The 18,687-nt window shown below is 61.4% G+C and carries 20 protein-coding genes and 1 tRNA gene; 7 read left to right on the top strand and 14 right to left on the bottom strand.

The genetic code is table 11. The features are described 5' to 3' along the window. The first annotated feature begins 114 nt into the window (after positions 1-114). The 3 genes from HAH_RS12200 (at position 115) to ncsA (ending at position 3,012) form a co-directional block, all read left to right on the top strand. Complete coding sequence (locus HAH_RS12200) at positions 115-1,140, top strand: DUF2332 domain-containing protein (RefSeq protein ID WP_014041196.1); 1,026 nt, start codon at positions 115-117, stop codon at positions 1,138-1,140. Positions 1,141-1,230: 90 nt separating this feature from the next. After that, positions 1,231-1,929 (top strand): alpha/beta hydrolase, encoded by a 699-nt coding sequence (locus HAH_RS12195; protein WP_014041195.1) that lies wholly within the window; start codon positions 1,231-1,233, stop codon positions 1,927-1,929. An 87-nt stretch (positions 1,930-2,016) separates the two neighbouring features. Continuing rightward, complete coding sequence (gene ncsA / locus HAH_RS12190; RefSeq protein ID WP_014041194.1) at positions 2,017-3,012, top strand: tRNA 2-thiolation protein NcsA; 996 nt, start codon at positions 2,017-2,019, stop codon at positions 3,010-3,012. 79 nt (positions 3,013-3,091) lie between these two features. On the opposite strand, the gene ftsZ is transcribed toward ncsA, so the two are convergent. The 3 genes from ftsZ to HAH_RS12175 form a co-directional block, all read right to left on the bottom strand. Then, on the bottom strand, positions 3,092-4,330 hold the full coding sequence (gene ftsZ, locus HAH_RS12185) for a cell division protein FtsZ (protein WP_005537569.1): 1,239 nt from the start codon (positions 4,328-4,330) through the stop codon (positions 3,092-3,094). Positions 4,331-4,332: 2 nt separating this feature from the next. Continuing rightward, positions 4,333-4,509 carry a ribbon-helix-helix domain-containing protein gene (locus HAH_RS12180; RefSeq protein WP_004515010.1) on the bottom strand — a complete coding sequence of 59 codons (177 nt, stop codon included), beginning with the start codon at positions 4,507-4,509 and terminating at the stop codon, positions 4,333-4,335. Between the two features lie 237 nt (positions 4,510-4,746). Further along, entirely contained in the window at positions 4,747-5,373 is a 627-nt protein-coding gene (locus HAH_RS12175) for a double zinc ribbon domain-containing protein (protein WP_014041192.1), read from the bottom strand. A gap of 266 nt (positions 5,374-5,639) precedes the next feature. Between HAH_RS12175 and HAH_RS12170 the strand changes: the two genes are divergently transcribed. Continuing rightward, positions 5,640-5,713 (top strand) — tRNA-Tyr (locus tag HAH_RS12170). A 230-nt stretch (positions 5,714-5,943) separates the two neighbouring features. Next, on the top strand, positions 5,944-6,327 hold the full coding sequence (locus HAH_RS12165) for a hypothetical protein (protein WP_014041191.1): 384 nt from the start codon (positions 5,944-5,946) through the stop codon (positions 6,325-6,327). A 29-nt stretch (positions 6,328-6,356) separates the two neighbouring features. Here HAH_RS12165 and HAH_RS12160 read toward each other — a convergent pair whose 3' ends face one another. The 5 genes from HAH_RS12160 to HAH_RS12140 all read right to left on the bottom strand — a co-directional run bounded on the left by HAH_RS12160 (position 6,357) and on the right by HAH_RS12140 (position 10,718). Next, positions 6,357-7,151, bottom strand: a complete 795-nt coding sequence (locus tag HAH_RS12160) for a hypothetical protein (protein WP_023843403.1) — start codon at positions 7,149-7,151, stop codon at positions 6,357-6,359. A gap of 167 nt (positions 7,152-7,318) precedes the next feature. Further along, complete coding sequence (locus tag HAH_RS20140) at positions 7,319-7,960, bottom strand: hypothetical protein (RefSeq protein ID WP_014041190.1); 642 nt, start codon at positions 7,958-7,960, stop codon at positions 7,319-7,321. Positions 7,961-8,110: 150 nt separating this feature from the next. Next, positions 8,111-8,308, bottom strand: a complete 198-nt coding sequence (locus HAH_RS12150) for a hypothetical protein (protein ID WP_014041189.1) — start codon at positions 8,306-8,308, stop codon at positions 8,111-8,113. After that, positions 8,301-9,317 carry a tyrosine-type recombinase/integrase gene (locus HAH_RS12145; RefSeq protein WP_014041188.1) on the bottom strand — a complete coding sequence of 339 codons (1,017 nt, stop codon included), beginning with the start codon at positions 9,315-9,317 and terminating at the stop codon, positions 8,301-8,303. The genes HAH_RS12150 and HAH_RS12145 overlap by 8 nt, the downstream gene beginning before the upstream one ends. 219 nt (positions 9,318-9,536) lie before the next feature. Continuing rightward, positions 9,537-10,718, bottom strand: a complete 1,182-nt coding sequence (locus HAH_RS12140; protein WP_014041187.1) for a pyridoxal-phosphate-dependent aminotransferase family protein — start codon at positions 10,716-10,718, stop codon at positions 9,537-9,539. Positions 10,719-10,975: 257 nt separating this feature from the next. Between HAH_RS12140 and HAH_RS19770 the strand changes: the two genes are divergently transcribed. Both HAH_RS19770 and HAH_RS12135 read left to right on the top strand, forming a co-directional pair. Next, entirely contained in the window at positions 10,976-11,125 is a 150-nt protein-coding gene (locus HAH_RS19770) for a hypothetical protein (protein WP_023843402.1), read from the top strand. 118 nt (positions 11,126-11,243) lie between these two features. Beyond that, positions 11,244-12,233, top strand: a complete 990-nt coding sequence (locus HAH_RS12135) for an aldo/keto reductase (RefSeq protein ID WP_014041185.1) — start codon at positions 11,244-11,246, stop codon at positions 12,231-12,233. Positions 12,234-12,609: 376 nt separating this feature from the next. Here HAH_RS12135 and HAH_RS12130 read toward each other — a convergent pair whose 3' ends face one another. The 6 genes from HAH_RS12130 to HAH_RS12105 all read right to left on the bottom strand — a co-directional run bounded on the left by HAH_RS12130 (position 12,610) and on the right by HAH_RS12105 (position 18,646). Further along, positions 12,610-12,945: a hypothetical protein gene (locus tag HAH_RS12130; protein WP_014041184.1), complete on the bottom strand. Its 336-nt coding sequence runs from the start codon at positions 12,943-12,945 to the stop codon at positions 12,610-12,612. An 878-nt stretch (positions 12,946-13,823) separates the two neighbouring features. Further along, positions 13,824-14,540 (bottom strand): ABC transporter ATP-binding protein, encoded by a 717-nt coding sequence (locus tag HAH_RS12125; RefSeq protein ID WP_014041183.1) that lies wholly within the window; start codon positions 14,538-14,540, stop codon positions 13,824-13,826. Continuing rightward, a complete protein-coding gene (locus HAH_RS12120; protein WP_014041182.1) occupies positions 14,537-15,274 on the bottom strand; it encodes an ABC transporter ATP-binding protein in 738 nt (245 codons plus the stop codon). Before HAH_RS12120 ends, HAH_RS12125 begins: the two co-directional genes overlap by 4 nt. Further along, positions 15,271-16,392 (bottom strand): branched-chain amino acid ABC transporter permease, encoded by a 1,122-nt coding sequence (locus HAH_RS12115; RefSeq protein ID WP_011223972.1) that lies wholly within the window; start codon positions 16,390-16,392, stop codon positions 15,271-15,273. The genes HAH_RS12120 and HAH_RS12115 overlap by 4 nt, the downstream gene beginning before the upstream one ends. After that, positions 16,385-17,272, bottom strand: coding sequence for a branched-chain amino acid ABC transporter permease (locus HAH_RS12110; protein WP_014041181.1), 888 nt, complete (start codon positions 17,270-17,272; stop codon positions 16,385-16,387). The genes HAH_RS12115 and HAH_RS12110 overlap by 8 nt, the downstream gene beginning before the upstream one ends. 3 nt (positions 17,273-17,275) lie before the next feature. Then, positions 17,276-18,646 carry an ABC transporter substrate-binding protein gene (locus HAH_RS12105; RefSeq protein WP_014041180.1) on the bottom strand — a complete coding sequence of 457 codons (1,371 nt, stop codon included), beginning with the start codon at positions 18,644-18,646 and terminating at the stop codon, positions 17,276-17,278. Positions 18,647-18,687 lie beyond the last annotated feature (41 nt).

Here is an 18,687-nt window from a genome sequence, read left to right as displayed (position 1 = left end):
CGTCCGAGTTCGTTTTGCCGGCACAGACTCATTGGCCCAGCTACATGTGTGACGGTCTAAATAGTATCTACCGGGAGCCGAACACTCATCTGCCAGTGCGGTGTCTCCGCCGTTATGTCATCCCTCCAGACGCAGTTCCGGGATCTGGCGACGTGGGCCGCGGACTCCTCCCCGCTGTACGCCCATCTCTGCCGCGAGGCGGCTGAAGACAGCGATATCCTCGACATCGCAGCGACCGTTCCCGAAAGTCGCCAGGCCCCGCATCTCCTGCTGGCTGCGGTGCAGTACCTGCTCGACCGGCATCCCAACCACCGGCTGGCCGAGTACTACCCGAGCATTACCCAGACGGCACACGACCCCGATGACGGGTGCTTCCCAGCGTTCCGCGAGTTCTGTCTCGACCGTGCCGACGATATCCGACCGCTCCTGCGGACCCGGCGCACGCAGACGAACGCAGTGCGGCGTAGCGCGGTCCTCTATCCGGCTATTGCACGGGTGGCCCGCGCCGCTGACGGGCCGCTTGCGCTGGTGGAGCTCGGGCCAAGCGCCGGCCTGAACCTGCTGTTTGACCGCTACCGCTACGATTACGACGGTCGTGTGGTCGGCAACAGCGACTCGCCGGTCACCATCGGGAGCAGCGTCCGACGTGGCGACCCGCCGCTTCCGGAAACGCCGCCCGCTATCCGCTCCCGGGTCGGTCTCGACCGCAATCCGCTCGACGTGACCGACGAGGCCGACAGGGACTGGCTCCGCGCGCTCGTCTGGCCCGAACACGGGGCGCGGCGCGCCGTTTTAGACGGTGCGCTGGCCGTTGCGCGGGACGACCCGCCCGAGCTTATCGAGGGCGATATGCTCGATGACCTGCCGGCGCTGCTCGACGAGATTCCGTCCGACGTCCCGGTCTGTGTCGTCAACACGCTCGTGCTGTATCAGGTCCCGGCGGAACTGAGCGAGGCGCTGACGGCGTTTCTCGAAGAGTTGATGGCCCAGCGCCCGCTGCACTGGCTCACCGGTCAGCGGGACCTGTCGGGCGGCGAGTCGGTGAGGCTGGACTGGAGGCGCTGGACTGATGACGGCATCGAAACGACACGTCTCGTCGACTACGAGCCACACGGGGCGTGGCTATCGTGGCGGCCCTGAGCGCACCAACTGGCTACCCACGCCGGCAACACGACGGGCGGCTGTCAGGCGTTCACCCGGGCTTATGTCTCCGCCGCGGGAACGTCGCGTATGCAGATTCGCGTGTACGACGAGGGGGCTACCCAGGACTGCCTGCTCGTCCTCGGCTGGGGGAACCGCTGCCGACACCAGAACGTCCAGTGGCTCGTCGACCAGCTTGCGGCGGCATACCGCGTCCACGCCGTCGAACTACCGACACATATCACCGACTACCGGCGGGAGTGGGTCGGTCCGGTTCAGGAGTACACCGCCGACCTCGGCAGGTTCGACCTGCTGGGCCACAGCGCGGGCGGGCTGACAGCGGCCCACATCGACGCCGATGGCATCGGCAATCGGGTGTACCTGAGCCCATGGTGGGACACCGACCTGCCGGCTCCGCGGTCGGTACTCGACGCTGTCGCGTCCCTGCCGATCACGAAACCGTTCATCCCTATCGATACCTTGGACGCCGATGCTATCGGCGACCTGGCGACGGCCCAGCAACTCGCGGAGGCTCCGTCGTCGGTTTCGCCCGCCTTCCTTCGGACGGTGTTTCGTGCCCAGCGGTCCCTGCCGCCGGCCCGGGACGCCGCCGCGGCGTTTTGCTCGCTCACGGACACAGTCGTCGACCCGCGTGCCGTCGGCGAGCGCCTGCCGGCCGACCGCATCCGGCTGTACGACGGCGGCCACGAACTGTTCTCGTCGAGCGGCCGCGAGGACACCGTCGAGATGGTCCTCGACGCGTTACAGCACGGCCCCGACACGCTGTGAGTGTGGCTGTGATCGATTCGGTACGACCTGGCCTGTCGTGGCCGAGACGAAACCCTCTCACCATTGCGGCCACGACTACTCGTCACGATGGAGTGCGACAAATGCGGCGAGAACGCGGTGTTACATGCGGCCTATTCCGGGCTTCACCTCTGTGAGTCTCATCTCTGCCGAGCGGTCACAAAACGGGTCCGCCGTCGCATCCGCGAGGACGGGCTCGTGTCCGACGACGCCACAGTCGAAGACCCCGAGACATGGGTAATTGGCCTTTCGGGCGGCAAAGACAGCGTCGTTCTCACGCAGATTCTGCACGACACGTTCGCCGAGGACCCCCGCATCGAACTGGTCGCCCTTTCTATTCACGAGGGCATCGAGGGATACCGCGACGCGAGTTTGGAGGCCTGCGAGGAACTGACCGACGACCTCGGCATCGAACACGTCACCGTCTCCTACGTCGAGGAGTTCGGCGTCCAGATGGACGACGTCGTCGAGGACGACCCCGAGGGGATGGCCGCCTGCGCCTACTGTGGTGTGTTCCGCCGTGACCTCCTCTCGAAGTACGCGGACGAACTCGACGCGGACAAACTGCTGACCGGCCACAACCTCGACGACGAGGCCGAGACGGCACTGATGAACTTCCTCGAAGGCGATATCTCACAGATCGCCAAGCATTTCGAAGCGTCGCTGGGACCGTTCGACTCGTCCGCCGACGCACCGACGGAGCAGACGCGTGAGGCGCAAGACCACCACATCCCACGGGCCAAGCCGCTCCGTGACATCCCGGAGAAGGAAGTCGCGCTGTACGCCCGGTTCGAAGATCTCCCGGCGCACATCACCGAATGTCCCCACGCCGAGGAGGCTTACCGCGGCGAGATACAGGAGCTCATGCTTGGCCTCGAAGAGAACCACCCCGGAACCCGCCACTCGATTATGGCCGGCTACGAAAAACTCGCCGCGTTAGCCGCCGACACCTACGGCGGCGAGAACAGCGACACCGACTACGGCGAGTGCGACAACTGCGGCGCACCGACGGCGCGGGACCTCTGCCGGAAGTGCAATCTGCTGGACGCGCTGGAAGCGGTCTGACCGAAGTCCGTCTGTCAGACACCGCTGAGTAAAGGCGTCGCTCACGACCGAGAAACCGAAAGAAGAACCGCGGACGTCGCTACTTGTTCGTCCGGATGACGTCGAGTCCGTTGTTCTTCTCGCGCTGGTCCTGCCCGCCGTCGGTCTCGCTGTAGCCGGTGGTTCGACCGCCGCTGTTCTGACTCCCGCTGTTCGGGGCGGGGCTGTCGAAGCTTTCGACGTTGTCGGACGCGTCGAAGGACGTGTCGTCACCGACTTCCTGAATTGCTTCGCGGGACTTGTTGGCCTGCTTCTGGGTCGTCGGGCCGAGTACCTGGGCGGACTGGACGCCGGTCATGATGGCCATGACTCGCACCTTGCCCTTGTACTCTTCCTGAATCCGCGCGCCCCAGATGACGTTGGCGTCGGCCTCGAGCCGCTCGGTGATGTTCTGTGCGATGCCCTCGGCCTCCTTCAGCGTGAGGTCCGGGCCGCCAGTGATGTGGACCAGGCCGCCGCTTGCGCCGCGGTAGTCGACGTCAAGCAGCGGATGGTTCATCGCGTCCTTGACGACCTCCTCGGTCTTGTTCTTGTCCTGGGTCTCGCCGACCAGCATCACCGCGACGCCGCCCTGGTTCATGATGGATGTCATGTCGGCGTAGTCGAGGTTGATGAGGCTCGGCTGGGTGATGGTCTCGGAGATGCCCTTGACGGTCTCGGCGATGATCTGGTCCATCACGGAGAACGCCTTGCCGATTGGCAGGTTCGGGACGTAATCGAGCAGGCGGTTGTTGTCCAGCACGATGATGGAGTCCGCCTCGTTGCGGAGCTTCTCCAGGCCTTCCTCGGCCTTGACCGTCCGCGCTCGCTCGACGTTGAACGGCGTCGACACCATGCCGACGACGATTGCGCCCTGTTCCTTGGCAATCTTCGAGACGACCGGGGCCGCGCCAGTCCCCGTGCCGCCACCCATGCCGGCGGTGACGAACACGAGGTCAGCGTCGCCCAGCACTTCCTTGATAGTGCCCTGTGCCATCTCCGTGGCGCGCTCGCCCATCGATGGGTCACCGCCGGCCCCGAGGCCGTTGGTGAGGGACTTGCCGACCAGAATCTTCGTGTCGGCTTCGATCATCTTGAGGTGCTGTTTGTCCGTGTTGATGGCCACGGTGTCAGCGCCCTCGACGCCGATGTTGTACAGGCGGTTGACCGTGTTGTTGCCGGCGCCACCACAGCCGACGATGACGATGCGCGGGTCTCCGAACCCGTCGACGTCCTCGTCGGACATCTTCTTCTTTTCTTGCTCGTCGCGTTCGAGGGCCTCGTTGACGATATCCTGCATCGTTACACCTTGGCCCAGGACCGCTTCTTTTCGGAGGCCTGTTCGGAGCCTTCTTCGGCGAGCATCTCCCGAACCGCCGAGCGAATCGCTTCGCTCCGATTGGGGTACTCGCCCGTCTCGACCATTTGTTCGACCTCTTCAATCTGCTGCTTCGGAATCCGTAGTGTCACACGCTCCATGTTTGGTAGTTTCCCCTTGGGTAAGACGGCCCGGACGGGACCTGTTTACGCCCCGCACGAGTGTTTACACAGCGAAACCGCAGTACGAGGGCGGCATCCCCTCGCGTTCGTCGCTGTGTAAGACGACCGTCTTACGCAGAATAAACCACTGACCCTGATGTATTAAAACTTACGGGCAGTGTCATACACTTTCCCGTTTACGGCGTCTGAGCGCGTCTATCGCGTGCAAACGCTGGTTTAGGTCTGGTCGAGGACATCCGCCGCAGGCGTTCGTCTCCCACAACCCGGGCAGAATCCCCAGTCCGACCGGAGTTCGTCGCCGCAGTCACAGAACACCCGGCGGGACGCTTTCTCACCGCAGTTCGGGCAGTAAACGTGGTCAGAACCCAAGTTTTCACCACATTGCGCACACGTCTTACGTTCTTCCGTCTCGGCTCTGTCCCGTGTTTCCGCTTCTGTCTTACGCCCGCTCGTATCAGACGTTTGACTTTCGTCGTGGGACCGTCCGCTCTCGGTGCTTTCCCCTCGGCTGCCGGCGCGCTGTTGCTCGGTTTCGGCGCTCGCTGCCCCCGCGCTTACGCCGTCTAACGAGATGTTTACGTTGACATCCTGCGGTTGCGAGCGCGGTTGTCGCGTTTGCAGCCGGTCGGCGATGATACTGTCGACGCGGTCTTCGATGAGCTCGTCGATCGTCTCGGCGTCGGTCACGGACTCCGACGCCGCCGACGGTGGTTCCGACGCTGACGGTGACGCGTCTCCGAGATACTCCCGGAGTGCTTCGCGCATGACCTCGCTCTTCGAGGCGTCGAATGCCTCGAGTTGGTCGATGAGGTCGTCGTCAGCACGGAACGTTATCTTACTCATCGGGCTCGATGAGGGTATTATACAGGCTGGTATTTTAATCTTCCCGCGCTGTCTGACGCCCGTCAGCTACCGGCATGACGCGATACATCTCTGTTCGGTCGGACACCGTTCGTAGACCGTTTCGGTCCGCCTATCGGAAGATCGGAAGCGGGGTCAGACGTGTCTGACACCAGCCGGTGTGTCACTCCGCGTCGTGTGACCGTTCGGCGCACCCTCTACGAATAACAATCCTTAAGTCTGGACGGCGGGGTATTTTCGGGTGTCGACCGCCCTTAGCTCAGACTGGTAGAGCAGTCGACTGTAGATCGACTTGTCCCCCGTTCAAATCGGGGAGGGCGGACTTCCTACCCTTGCTATCCAGATTCACAGGATAGCGCCCCGATTCGGCGCTATACTGCTCCGAAAACGCCTCGGGGTTCACTTGGTCATCAAGTCCAGTCGTAGCCATCTGGTGGTTCATCGTGGCTGAAGAGAGGAACGCGCTTAGACCTTAGCGTACGAATTCACGAGTGACGAGGCCAGAAATTGCTTCACCGGGTTACTTACCAAACCCAGACAACATCAACATACATGACCATGAATGAGGGTGTACACGTCACTTGGAAGATTAACAGAGAAGCAATTACGAACGAAGACGGTGAAATTGACCCTGGCAAACGCAGCGGGCTAAAATCCGAAGTACAGGAGAAGTTTGACGAAGACATTGAGACAACGTTGGGTGTTGCTGAAGAAGCGGAACCGGGTACAACAATTGCCCTTTGTGCTCTCGTATTAGGCTCAATCCGGACTGCGATAATGGTCAAGGAGTATCTGGATTCCCGAGAAGAAACTGACAAAGTCGAGGTTACGACAGCAGATGGAAGCTTCGTTGAAGTTACCGGCTCTAATGGTGAGACGGTCGTTGAAATCACATCTCCCGATGGAGATACTGAAGTGGTAAAAGTGGACCGCTAAAGCCTATTCAGTGGTGGTTTGAAACCCATCTATATTTTCCTGCCACGAATATAGTCCTCTACATCCTCCAGTAACCGTCCGACGTCATCGGGGTCGGGGTCTTCTTCATTTGCATGGGCACAGTCCGCCCGAATATCGGCAAGATGTTGGAGGTGCTTCTCAGGCGTGGAGTCAATCTCATCGGCCTCGTATAATTTCTGAGCCAAAGCCGCAATTCCATCGTTGTAGTTGTAGCTGATTTCCGCGTTAGCATTCTCGCACTTCATTAAGAGGTATCTCTCTAAAGCGATACCTGCGACCACTCCACTTGCTCTAACCTCCCCCTCATCAAAGAGGTCTCTTGCAGTATCAAGCTCGCTTTGAGAGACTTCTTCGGATATCTGCCGTCTTACCTTCAGTTCTTCAACTCGAATCTTGGATGGGATTGACTGGAGAATACTACGCTGAGAATCAAAATCCGCATTTTGAGCATTCAGTACCTTTTGAGTATCTGACCGAGCATCTTTGTCCAACTGAAGTCTCTCTTTGAACTCCGAGTAATGTTGCTCAAAGTCCTCTAGGCGATTCGGGAGATAGTCAGAGATGAGAGGGGTGGCTGAATTGTACCAAACCTCGTATTTTTGCAATGCCTCTCGTTGAAGTTCTTCTAGCTCGTCAGAGGGGGTATCCCAAAATCTACCTCCCACGACTACCATATCGCCAGGTCCGTTAGCCGAATGGGTCCCAATTCGATTGAAAAAATCCGTATATAATGCTTCAATAGATTCGGCATCACCCTCTAATCGTTCAACTTCTTTCTCAATAGCTTCAACTGGGGCAGCCATATGGTATACTCGAAATCATAATCGCTTAGTCTTTTTCTTGACCTGACCAGCCCGGTCCCATTGACCTATGAATTAGCTCTATTCGTTTTCCTCAGGCGATTTTAGAGTTATCGAGCAGAAGACGATTGCTCGCTATTCAATCGCTTCCTCGCCGCGCTCAGTGAATCTCAGGAACTCCCATCCTCGACGAAGGACCTCCACGATTCGAGCGCATCCGCTTTCTGACTCTCTGGGTCATCCAGAACGCCGACTTCCTTGAGCATCCGGAATATCGTCTTGTCGCGTTTCCGAATCTCATCGAGGAGGGCGGCTTCCTTCTCGTGGCTTCCGTGTTCGGTGAAGATAGTCTCGGTCAGCCCGGAGACGTTCTCGACGTAGTCGCTGGCCTTACTGACGATGTGGAGTTCGATAGCGATTCGCCGGGTCATCACCCTATCCAGATAATCGACGTCCCCCGAACGCGCTCGAATCCGGTCCTGAATCGAAGCGGAGACATCCCGGACATACTCCTTCTGCTCTCGTGGGAGGGACTGGAAGTAGTGATGGGGGTCGGCGTTCAGGGCGTGAGTCTGAGCGTTCTGGTTCCCCTTCGGCGCTCCAGTCGAAGCCCCTCCATGATACTTACAACGCCCTTCACCGAGATGGTCGGTTCCCTTCCCGGCGGTGGCGTTGCAGTATCCAGCGAAGACCGTCTCCTCACTCTCGTCGTCGCGCTCGACTTTCTTCCCGTTGCATTGCTCGTCTGGCTCGATTCTCGGAACCTCGTCAGGCTCGTTGCCGAGGTACTGCTCTTCTTGCTCGATGGTCATGGTCTATGGAGTTGATGTATGATGTGAGGGGTGGGCGAGGGCGTTAGAGCGTTGAGCATCCCTTCCCCACCATTCGGGAGGGGGACGGCTACGGGGAATCTACGAATGAAATCGTCCCTACTGTTCTCCATCGGAAACATGGGGAATCCTCTACCACCAGATATGGGTATCCCCGACTGGCTTTCCTGAGGGGCGTGGGGATTCATCCAGTAGCTCGAACGCCTCTTCGGTACTGACTCCGAGTTCTTCGGCGACTTCCTCAGTCGAGACGGCGGGATTGGTGACGGACTTCTCCATCTTCACGACTGTATCTGCGTCCTCGGGCGTCACTTCCTGAGCTTCACTCATCGTTGCCCCCGTGGTCCCAGCCACCGACCGGAACCTCCTCTGTCCGTCGGTCATAGTGCTTGTCGAGAACATCCTGCCCCACATCCATCCGGTCGGAGACGACCTTCTCGGGAACGTCCTCGGTCAGGAAGTGAGTGATAGCCCCTCTCCGGATTGAGTGGGGGCTGACGCTCGAAGGGCACTTGCTACGATATCCGTATTTGGTCGCCTCGCAGTCCCGTTCTCGCCGGTCATGCGGGCAATGGTCTCCATAGTAGCAGGGGCGAGTGACCGTATAGACTCTCTCGCGCATGGTCGATATCGTCAATCGGCCTTGCTCCGAAGCGAAGAGAGGTTCTCGGTCGTTCTCATCAGTGACCTCGGGACGATTGTGGTCAATCCAGTCTTCGAGGACTTCGCAGAGGTACTGACTGAGAGCGACCATCCGTTCCCCCTCGGATTTGTTCTTAAGAGGCGTCTCGGTATCCGGTCGATGGGTGAGACTGAGACGTTGCTCCTCGGAATCGAAGTCCTCGATGTCCAGCGAATAGACCGCTCCGATTCGGAGTCCAGTATGCCAGAGAAGTTCGACCAGCGTATGGGAGCGAGAGGCATACTCAAATCGGCGGAGATATTCCAGCACGTTCTCGGCCTGCCCCGACCGAAGTGTCTCCTCTCGGCGCTCCTCTTCCTTCGATGGCGTCGGGAGGAGAATCTTCTCGTGAAATCCCTCCTCGACTGCATCGATGGATTCGTACCACTTGATGAAGACTCGGAGCGATTTCAGTTGCGTCCGGAGACTGACCTTGTTCAAGTCCCCATCCTCCTTACGCCAGAGTCGGAACTTATGGAGAGTCCGACCATCGAGTTCGTTCAGATTGTCGAGCCCATTATCCTCGGCCCAGCGAATGAGATGCCGGAGTCGATAGTCGTCTGCCTGTACCGTTCCTTCTGAGACTTGTCCACGCCGGTCGGCCAAGAACATCTCCTTGGCTTCCGAGGGCGTGAGGGGTTCGAGTTCCTTCGTCATGATTGCCTCGAACCACCAGAAGGCGTGAGGATTGTCTCTTTATTTCAGAGACTTGTCACCCGTTCAAATCGGGGAGGGCGGACTTGGTTTTCAGTCGGTGTCGAGTGACTGTGAACAGGACTTGGTCTGTCGCATGACTTCGGACAACGGCGCTACGTGAGACAACCCTGTTCCAGCAGATCCGTGAAATAAAATCGTCGGGGACGGCTCAGTACAGCGTCAGAACCGCTCGCTCATCGCCGCCAGCCCAGCGTCCACGTCCACGGTCGCGCCCTGCTCTCCGAGCGCGTTGCCCAGTGCCGTCAGCAGGTAGCTGACGTTCTGCCGTCGGGCCGAATGGCCCATGCAGCCGATCCGCCAGATGTCGCCCGCCAGTGCGCCCAGACCGCTGGCGATTTCGAGGTCGTACTCGTCCAGCAGGTGCTGGATGACTGCGCCGTCGTCGACGCCGTCGGGCACGCGGATGGTGTTCAGGCTCGGGAGCCAGAAGTCGTCGGGGGCGTTCATCTCAAGTCCCATGCCCTCGACGCCGGCTTTCAGCGCGCCAGCGACGCGCAGGTGGCGGTCCCAGCGTTCTTCGATGCCTTCCTCGGCGACGAGGCGAAGCGCCTCACGGAGCGCATACACGTTCGTAATCGGGGCCGTGTGATGGTAGGCGCGTTCCTCGCCCCAGTACCCTTCCAGCAGCGAGATGTCCAGGTACCAAGAGCGGGCCTCTGACTCGCGGGAGAGGACCTTGTCCATCGCGTCGTCGTTGAGCGTGAGCGGGCTCGCGCCCGGCGGACAGGAGAGGCACTTCTGCGGGCCGGAGTAGGCCACGTCGATGCCCCACTCGTCGACGCGGAGTTCGACGCCGCCCAGCGAGGTCACGCTGTCGGCGATGACCAGCGCGTCGTTCGCGTGGGCGATATCAGTGAGTTCGGGCACGGACGGCTGGAGGACGCCGGTGCTGGTCTCGGCGTGGACGAACCCGAACACGTCCGGACTGTGTTCGTCGAATGCCGCTTCGACCGCCGCCGGGTCGAGCGGCTGGCCCCAGGGGGCGTCGACGGTGACGACGTCGCCGCCCGCGCGCTCGGCCATGCTTGCCATCCGGTCGCCGAAGTAACCGTTCGTCGGGACGAGCATCGTATCGCCCGGTTCAACGACGTTGCCGATGGCAGCCTCCATCGCCGCGGAGCCGGTCCCGGAGACCGGAATCGTCCACTTGTTGTCCGTTCGGAACGTGTACCGGAGGAGGTCCTGAACCTCGTCCATGATCTCGATGAACGAGGGGTCGAGGTGGCCGACCAGCGGCGTGCTCATCGCCTTGAGCACACGTGGGTGCACGTCGCTCGGGCCGGGACCCATCAGCGTTCGGTCCGGTGGTGTCAACTCATCGACAGTAGGTGCCTCATCCATAGCGTGTGTTACCTGATGACTGGGCATTAAAATCCGCGGTCACGACTCTCTGGTCAGGGCAAGGTCGGCTTCACAACTTCGCTGGGACGACAACCTCCCGTTCCAAAACCTCTCTCAAAGATCACGTTTGTGTTGCCAGTCACCAGCGGACACAACCCTCCCCCATAATCGTAACCGCAAGACAGCGACGATATGATGTGCATGAACGATCTGCCCTGTTTTTACTCTCGTACTGCGAAGGGAGTGTGTGGTCGTCGATGGGATTGTTCGATAACGCCGTGTCCCCTGGGGAGGAACCGAGACGCCGGTACACCTGTCTGGTGTGCCAGGCGTCGTTCGACGTTCAGTACCACTCGTGTCCGGACTGCGGTGCGTACGACATCCGCCGGACGAAGTGGCTCACGTAGCCCCCGGCGTCCACGTTGGCACGTCCACCGGACTGCCTGCTATCGGGCTACACTGCCCTTTTTTAGATTGGTGCCGCGTACCACAGCCACCAAGTGACCGCCGACGGTACGGCTATACGTGAACCGACGACAGTTAGGGACGACAGGGTACGACGTGACAGCTGTCGGACTTGGGACTTGGAATATCGGTGGTGACTGGGGCGACGTCTCGGCGGAGGAAGGCCGAGAAACGATCCGGACCGCGCTCGATGCTGGCGTCCGTTTCATCGACACCGCCGACGTGTACGGTGACGGCTTCAGCGAACAGCGCATCGCCGACGTGCTCGACGAACGCGAGGTCCGCGACGAGGTGACCGTCGCGACGAAGGCCGGTCGCCGACTCGACCCCCATACGGCCGAGCGCTACAACTACGACAACCTCTCCGAGCACGTCGACCGCTCGCGGGAGTACCTCGGGACCGACACGCTGGAACTCCTGCAACTGCACTGTCCGCCGACAGACGCCTACTACCGGCCCGAGACGTTCGACGCCCTGGCGCGGCTGAAAGACGAGGGGAAAGTCGAGCACTGCGGCGTCAGCGTCGAACGCGTCGAGGAAGCACTGAAAGCTATCGAGTATCCCGGCGTCGAGACTGTCCAGATAATCTTCAACATGTTCCGCCAGCGACCCGCGGAGCTGTTCTTCGAGGAGGCCAAGCGCCGCGACATCGGCGTCATCGTCCGTGTCCCGCTGGCCTCCGGACTCTTGACTGGCAAGCTCTCCCGGGACATGGAGTTCCCCGAGAACGACCACCGGAACTTCAACATCGAGGGCGAGGCGTTCGACCGCGGCGAAACCTTCGCCGGCCTCCCGGTGGACGCGGGCTTCGACGCCGTCGACGACCTCCGCGAGCACGTCCCCGAGCGGATGACGATGGCCCAGATGGCGTTGCGCTGGATTCTGGACCACGACGCGGTGTCGACCGTCATCCCCGGCTCGACCTCGCCGGAGCACGTCCGGGCGAACGCAGCAGTCAGCGACATGGACCCGCTCTCGAATCAGGTCCATGGTGCGGTGCGTGACATCTACGAGGCGTACGTCTTCGACGACGTCCACCACCGCTGGTAATCGCCTGCGTGACAGAACTGTTCGAGAAATGCGGATCGAACGGACGTCGAAGGCCGATGCCGGGTGGGCAAACCCGGCGTGAAACCGTCCCGTACAGGGGAGCATGGGACGGTGGGCGTCGGGAGAGTACGAGCACGCACTGTGCTCGCATACAGTCTTCCGTGCGATCCGATGTTTGTTATACAGCTCTTTACGTGGTGACAGTGGACAGACTGGGCGACAGGGGGACGCTACTGCACTTCGGTCACGTCAACTGGAAATCTATCGCCGTTGCACACCGAAACTGGTGCTCTGGAAGGAGTTGCAGCCGTTGGCTCCGATCATCATGACCGGTTCCGGCGAACTAGCCACCCGCTACCGGCCGGACTGTGGTGAATCACTCTTCGGTGGTGAGTTTCGGACCGGGCTTCCAGGTGTTGCCTTCGAGGACAACGAGGTCGTAGCGTTCGAGCACCTGAAGCGTATCGACGACCGCCTGAGCGTCGAAGGAGACGGCCATATCCTCGGGCAGCTGCTGGGCAATTGCACTGCGTGTCCCACCGTCCATCCGAACCACCGTATCAAGCAACTGTTCGAGGTCGTCGAGTAGCGAGACGAGCGACGTCGACCCCTCGTCTTCTGTCGCCAGTTTCGACATGACTTCGTCGTAATTCCCCGATATCTCCATCGATACTGACACGGTCTCGTCTTCGATGTCTTCTTCGTCTCCCATAGGGACAAATATATGCACACTTGTAGAAATACGTTTCCATATTTGTTACAACAGACGCATCTACCGGCTGTTTCACTGCAAAAGCGAGTTGTATGGGTGTTATTGTCTCTCCAATATGTGTAGTTATAACTACGTTCGGGGGCACTTTTTTGGTCTAATATAAGACCAAAACCGTTCATTCAGCAGTCGATATCTCTACCTAACTCTCAGTTATCGGAATAGTTGAATACATATCGAATATTTAGATCTATACCTCTGACCAAATCTGTTACCGTGGTCTCGGTAATATCACACCACCAAAGACGCACTGCCTTGTTGTGATCGTTCGGATAGGTCGAACGATATCGAAAGCGCCTGCGTCGTAGCGTAAGCCTGGCCCGGTGGCAGTCAACTAGTCCACGTCAACTGGTAACCCTGCCGCCGGACCGGTGTATCCGCTCCCACGGGCGACACACGCTCGGGCAGTCTGCCCTCGCTTGTCCTACTAGATAACAAAAGTACGGTTATTATTCCACTGTACTGAGAAGTCCCTGTTTCTCCCGCTGGACCGGGCTATCGGCGAGCCACAGTGCCGTGGAACACTGTCAGTTTCAGTATACGGAACAAGCAACACATCGATTGTGTTTGCTCCCGGTGCGCTCTGCGTTTGCCGGCAATGAACCGTCATCATAAGAGACCGCGGCAAGCGCGTACAGCTATATATGCGCCCATTTCGCGGGGCGGTGTAGTCCGATGGCTGGCCACCCGTTGCTTTCACTGTATTCGGCATCTGTTCGAGAATACGAACCGCCGACAGCGAAGTGCGACTGCGCGAGTGCCAGCCGGCGACGGACACGTGGTGGCAGCACAGGCTACCAAATTCAGTTCGCCACGCCCGTTCAATGGATACCGACGTACGCCTCCGTGATGTAGTCGTTGTCCCGGAACGCTGTGGCGGAGCCACTGAGCTCGACCCGACCGGATTCCAGCAGCGAGAGCCGGTGGGCGTGGCGTAGCGCGAACGTGGCGTTCTGCTCGACGAGCAGGAGCGTCTGGCCCTGCTCGTTCAGCGTCTCGATAGCGTCGCTGATGTCGTCGATGATGACGGGAGCCAGCCCGAGCGTCGGTTCATCGAGAACGAGTAACTCTGGGTCGCCCATCAGCGCCCGTCCGACGGCCAGCATCTGCTGTTCGCCGCCGCTCATGGTCTGGGCCTCCTGGTCCCGGCGGTCGTCGAGCCGCGGGAACAGGTCATACACCATGTCCAGGTCGGCCCGGACGGCATCGCGGTCCTCGCGGAACTGCGCGCCCATGCGCAGGTTCTCGTGGACCGAGAAAAACGGGAACAGGTCGCGGTCCTCGGTACAGTAGACGAGGCCGTCGGTGACCAACTGCTGTGGGTCGAGGTCGGCCACGTCTCGCCCGTTGAACCGAATCGTCCCGTCGTAGTCGAGGAAGCCGGCGACGGCATCCAACAGCGTCGTCTTTCCTGCGCCGTTGGGGCCGATGATGCCACCGATTTCCCCTCGCTCGACGGTCAGTGAGACGCCGTCAAGCGCCTGAGACTTGCTGTAGTACACGTCGAGGTCCGCGATTTCGAGCAGTGGGTCGCTCATTGGACCGCACTCACCTCCCCGGCGAGGTAGGCGTCCTGGACCCGTTCGTCACCGACGATGTCGGCCGGGTCACCGGCTGCCAGCTTCTGGCCGTTGTGCAACACGACGACCCGGTCGACGAGGTCCATCAGGCCGCGCATGTTGTGGTCGACGACGACCATGGTGATGCCCTGCTCGCGGAACGACTTGAACTGCTCTGAAAGCTGCCGGACCTCCGTCTGGTTCAAGCCGGCGAAGGGCTCGTCGAGCAAGAGGAGGTCCGGCTCCGTCGCCAGTGCCTTCGCGATTTCGAGGCGGCGAACGTCGGCGTGGGGCAGGGAGCCGGGGTCGTCGTCGAGAGCGTCCTCGATATCGACCCGTGCGGCGTAGCTCGCGATTGCCTCGTCGCTCGCGCCGCCGTCGAACGAGCGGACGCTGTTGGGGAAGGTGAACAGCTCGATGTTCTCTCGGACGGTCATCGACCCGATTGGATTGGACTCCTGAGAGACGCGCGACAGTCCACGGTTGACAATCTGGTGTGTCTTGTCGTCCGTAATATCTGTGCCGCCGAAGCGCACCGTTCCGCTGGTCACCGCGTAGATACTCATGATGCAGTTGAACACGGTCGTCTTGCCGGAGCCGTTGGGGCCGATGAGGCCGAGTATCTCGCCGCTCTCGACGCCAAAGGAGAGGTCGTCGACGGCGACGAGGCCGCCGAACTGCTTGGCCAGCCCGTCGACCGACAGCAGCGTCACCGTCGGTCACCTCCCAGCGCGCCGAGTGCACGCCAGAGGAGACGGAACAGTCCGTCGCGGGCGAACACCAGCACGAGGAGGACCAGCAGCCAGAGGGCGAGCCAGCGCAGTTCCTCGCCAAGGCCGACGAGGAACACGTCCCGGAGTCCGACGAACAGGAACGCGCCGCCGAGCGGTCCCAGAATCGAGCTCATGCCGCCGATGACTGCCATCGCTATCATCTGGATGCTGTTGTCCACGATGACGAACGTCTGTGGGTCCACGCCCGCGTTGACGTGGGCGAGCAAGACGCCGCCGATACCCATCGGGACGGCGCTCAGCACGAACGACCAGAGCTTGAACTTCGTCGGGTCTACGCCGGCCGCGGAGACGGCGTCCTCGTTCTCGCGAATCGCGACCAGCACAGTGCCCACGTCGGAGCGCCCGACGTAGGTCAGCGTGGCCGCAACCGCGAGCATCGGCACCACGACCATGTAGTACTGCAGCGTCAGGTCGTAGGTGAACACGTCGACGCGGATGCCCCGCAGGCCGTTCGTCCAGTGACTTAGCGCCTTCGTCAGCCGGTAGAACAGCAGGACGGTGACGAAGGTGACGAGCGAGAAATACGGGCCACGGAGCCGGAGCGAGGGGACGGCGATGGCCAGCCCCAGCACCGTCGTCGCGAGTATCGACAGCGGGACTGTGACAAACAGCGATAGCTCCGGATTCAGATGGAGCACCAGCAAGCCGGTCGTGTAGCCGGCCGCCCCCGACAGCGCCGAGTGGCCGAAACTGATGTAGCCGGTGTAGCCGCTCTGGATGTCCCACCCCATCGCGAAGACGGCCCACACCGCGCCGAGCGTGAGCGGCCTGAGGTAGTCCTGGCCCCACAGCGGCGCGGTGACGAGACCGCCAAAAGCTACCAGCAACAGCAACAACTGCAGGCCGGTAATTTCGCCGAAGCGTTTGCCGAGTGTCCGGTTGTACCGCTCGGCGACCGGCCAGAGCAGCCGCTCCGCTGGCTGGCCGACCGCTCCGATGACGCCGGCCCCCTGGGCGAGGAGGCTGTCTCTCAGGACCGATTCGACGCGGCCAACGAGTCGGCCGATACCTCGGCCGGTCTGCTCTCGGTCACTCATGGACGAACTCCGTGCCGTACAGGCCCTGTGGCAGCACCAGCAGGACGACCACGAGGACCACCAGCGACATGATGCCGCGGACGCTCTGTCCGAGGAACTGTCCGGTCGCCGTCTGCAGGTAGCCGACGATGTAGGCCGCGGCGACCGACCCCTTGATGGAGCCGATGCCGCCCACGACGACGATGATGAACGCGAGCGCGAGCGGTTCCAGCCACATCGTCGGTTCGGCCGCCCCGATGCCACCTAAGAACACGCCGGCGATGCCGGCCAAACCGCCCGCGACGAGCCACGTGCGGGCACGCACGCCGGACACATCAACGCCGGTAAGCATGGCCCCGCGCTCGCTCATCGAGGTGGCGCGTATCGACCGCCCGCTGTCGGTCTTGGTGACGTAGTACCAGAGCAGCCCCATCGCGACCCACGAGACGACAAAGGCCGCGAGTTCGACGTACAGGATTCGGGTCCCGAGCGCCTGGACCTGCAGCACGCCCGGCACCACGCTGTACTGGTAGGGTTGCGCGTGGAACACGAGCGTGACGAGTTCGGTGAAGGCGATGGCGACCACGATGGTCGCGAGGAACGTGATGACGACGTTCTCCTCGATGGTCCGAACTAACACGACGTAGAGGCCGTAGGAGATGAGGCCGACGACGACGATAGTGAGCGGGAACGCGACTATCGGAGGCAGCGTCACGCTCGCGAGGATGCTGTCCGAGACGAGACTCAGGTAGGTGTACGCGCCGGCCATTATCAGCGCACCGTGGGCGAGGTTCAACACGCCGCCGACGCCAAACACCATGGTGAAGCCGATAGCGATCAGGGCGTAGACGGCGCTGATGAGCGCGCCGTCGACGATGACGCTGGCAATGTCGCCCAGCATCGTTCACCCCATCCACGGCGGCGCGGCGTGTTCGGCTGTCTGCAAGCCCTCCGGGTAGACACATTCGAGCGAGCCGTCTTCGCGCCACTGGGTAAGCGGGTAGTTCGTGATGACGCCGTCACCGTCTCGCTCCTCTCGCAGGTCGTGAGCGTACGTCTCGTCGGCCCCGTAGAACTGGATTTGCCCGGCCACACCGGTGAAGTCAGTCTGGAGCAGCGCGTCGACAATTGTATCGAGGTTGTTCTCCTGGTCGACGGTACCGGCGCGCTCGGCGGCGTTCTTGAAGACGTGTATCGCGTCGTAGGTCACAAAGCCCATGTACATCGGCTTGCTCGGCGGGTCATCGGCGTCGCCGTACGCCTCCATGTACGCCTCCGTGAACGGGACCGTCTTCGACGTGATGTCGGTGACACCCGCCGCGCCGGACTGTGTCGTCGTCTCGTAAGCCGCCGCGCCTTCGGTGAGCTGGTAGTACGCCGGCAGCATCGACGCGACGTGCACTCCCTCGATGCCGAACTCGTACTCGCCCTGTGCCCAGCGGGCCGCCATCGGCCCGCCGTTGATGTGTGCGAAGAAGCGGAACATCGCGTCCGCACCCGCCGCGTCCACATCGTCAAGCACCGACCCGAATGAGGTGGTATCAGTTGCCAGCCCATTCACCATCGGCACGTCCAAGTCCGCCTCCTTCAGCAGGTCGACCAGCCGGTTCCGGAACACCGTCGTCCACTCGGCGTCGTCGGCGACGACAGCGAACGTGTTCCATCCGTGGCGGTCCGAGAGGTGGCCGGCGTACTGGCTGATGACCTCCGCCTGGAAGTGGGAGTTCACCGGCCCGACCCGGAACGTGTTCTTGTAGCGCTCGTAGTCGGACGCGACGAACTCCGTGACGGTACTCGGCGCGGCGGAGCCGGTGACCAGAAACGGCGTATTGAACTCCGACACGAGGTCCATGATAGACTGGGTCACCTCGCTGGAGAACGTGCCGACGATGGCGTCGACTTCCTCCTGTCGGACCAACTCGCCTGCGACGGTGCGCGCCTCGGACGGCGACGCCCGCGTGTCCTTCGTAACGAGTTCGACGGTCTGGTCGGCGATACCACCGTCGTCGTTGATTTCGGCGACCGCCATCTCCGCCGACCGCTTCGAGCCAACGCCGAGCGGGTTGTTCAGCGGTGCAAGGTGGCCGATGGTGACCGTCTCGGAGATGCCACCACCTCCATCGGGGTTCTCCCCACCACCGCCGCCATCACCGCTGCAGCCGGCGAACAGTCCGAGCGCCGTGCTCGCCCCGGTCGCTCTGATGAATGACCGCCGACCGATGCTGTTGGTATATGCTGTGCTGCTGTCGCTGGGTGTGCTCGTTGGGTCTGCCATGGTTTACCCTCGGTGGGTGGTACCATGTTCCAAACCATACA

This window comes from Haloarcula hispanica ATCC 33960 (assembly GCF_000223905.1).
Classification (GTDB): domain Archaea; phylum Halobacteriota; class Halobacteria; order Halobacteriales; family Haloarculaceae; genus Haloarcula; species Haloarcula hispanica.
The sequence above is the reverse complement of the archived record's forward strand: the minus strand, read 5'-3'. Positions and strand labels throughout refer to the sequence as shown.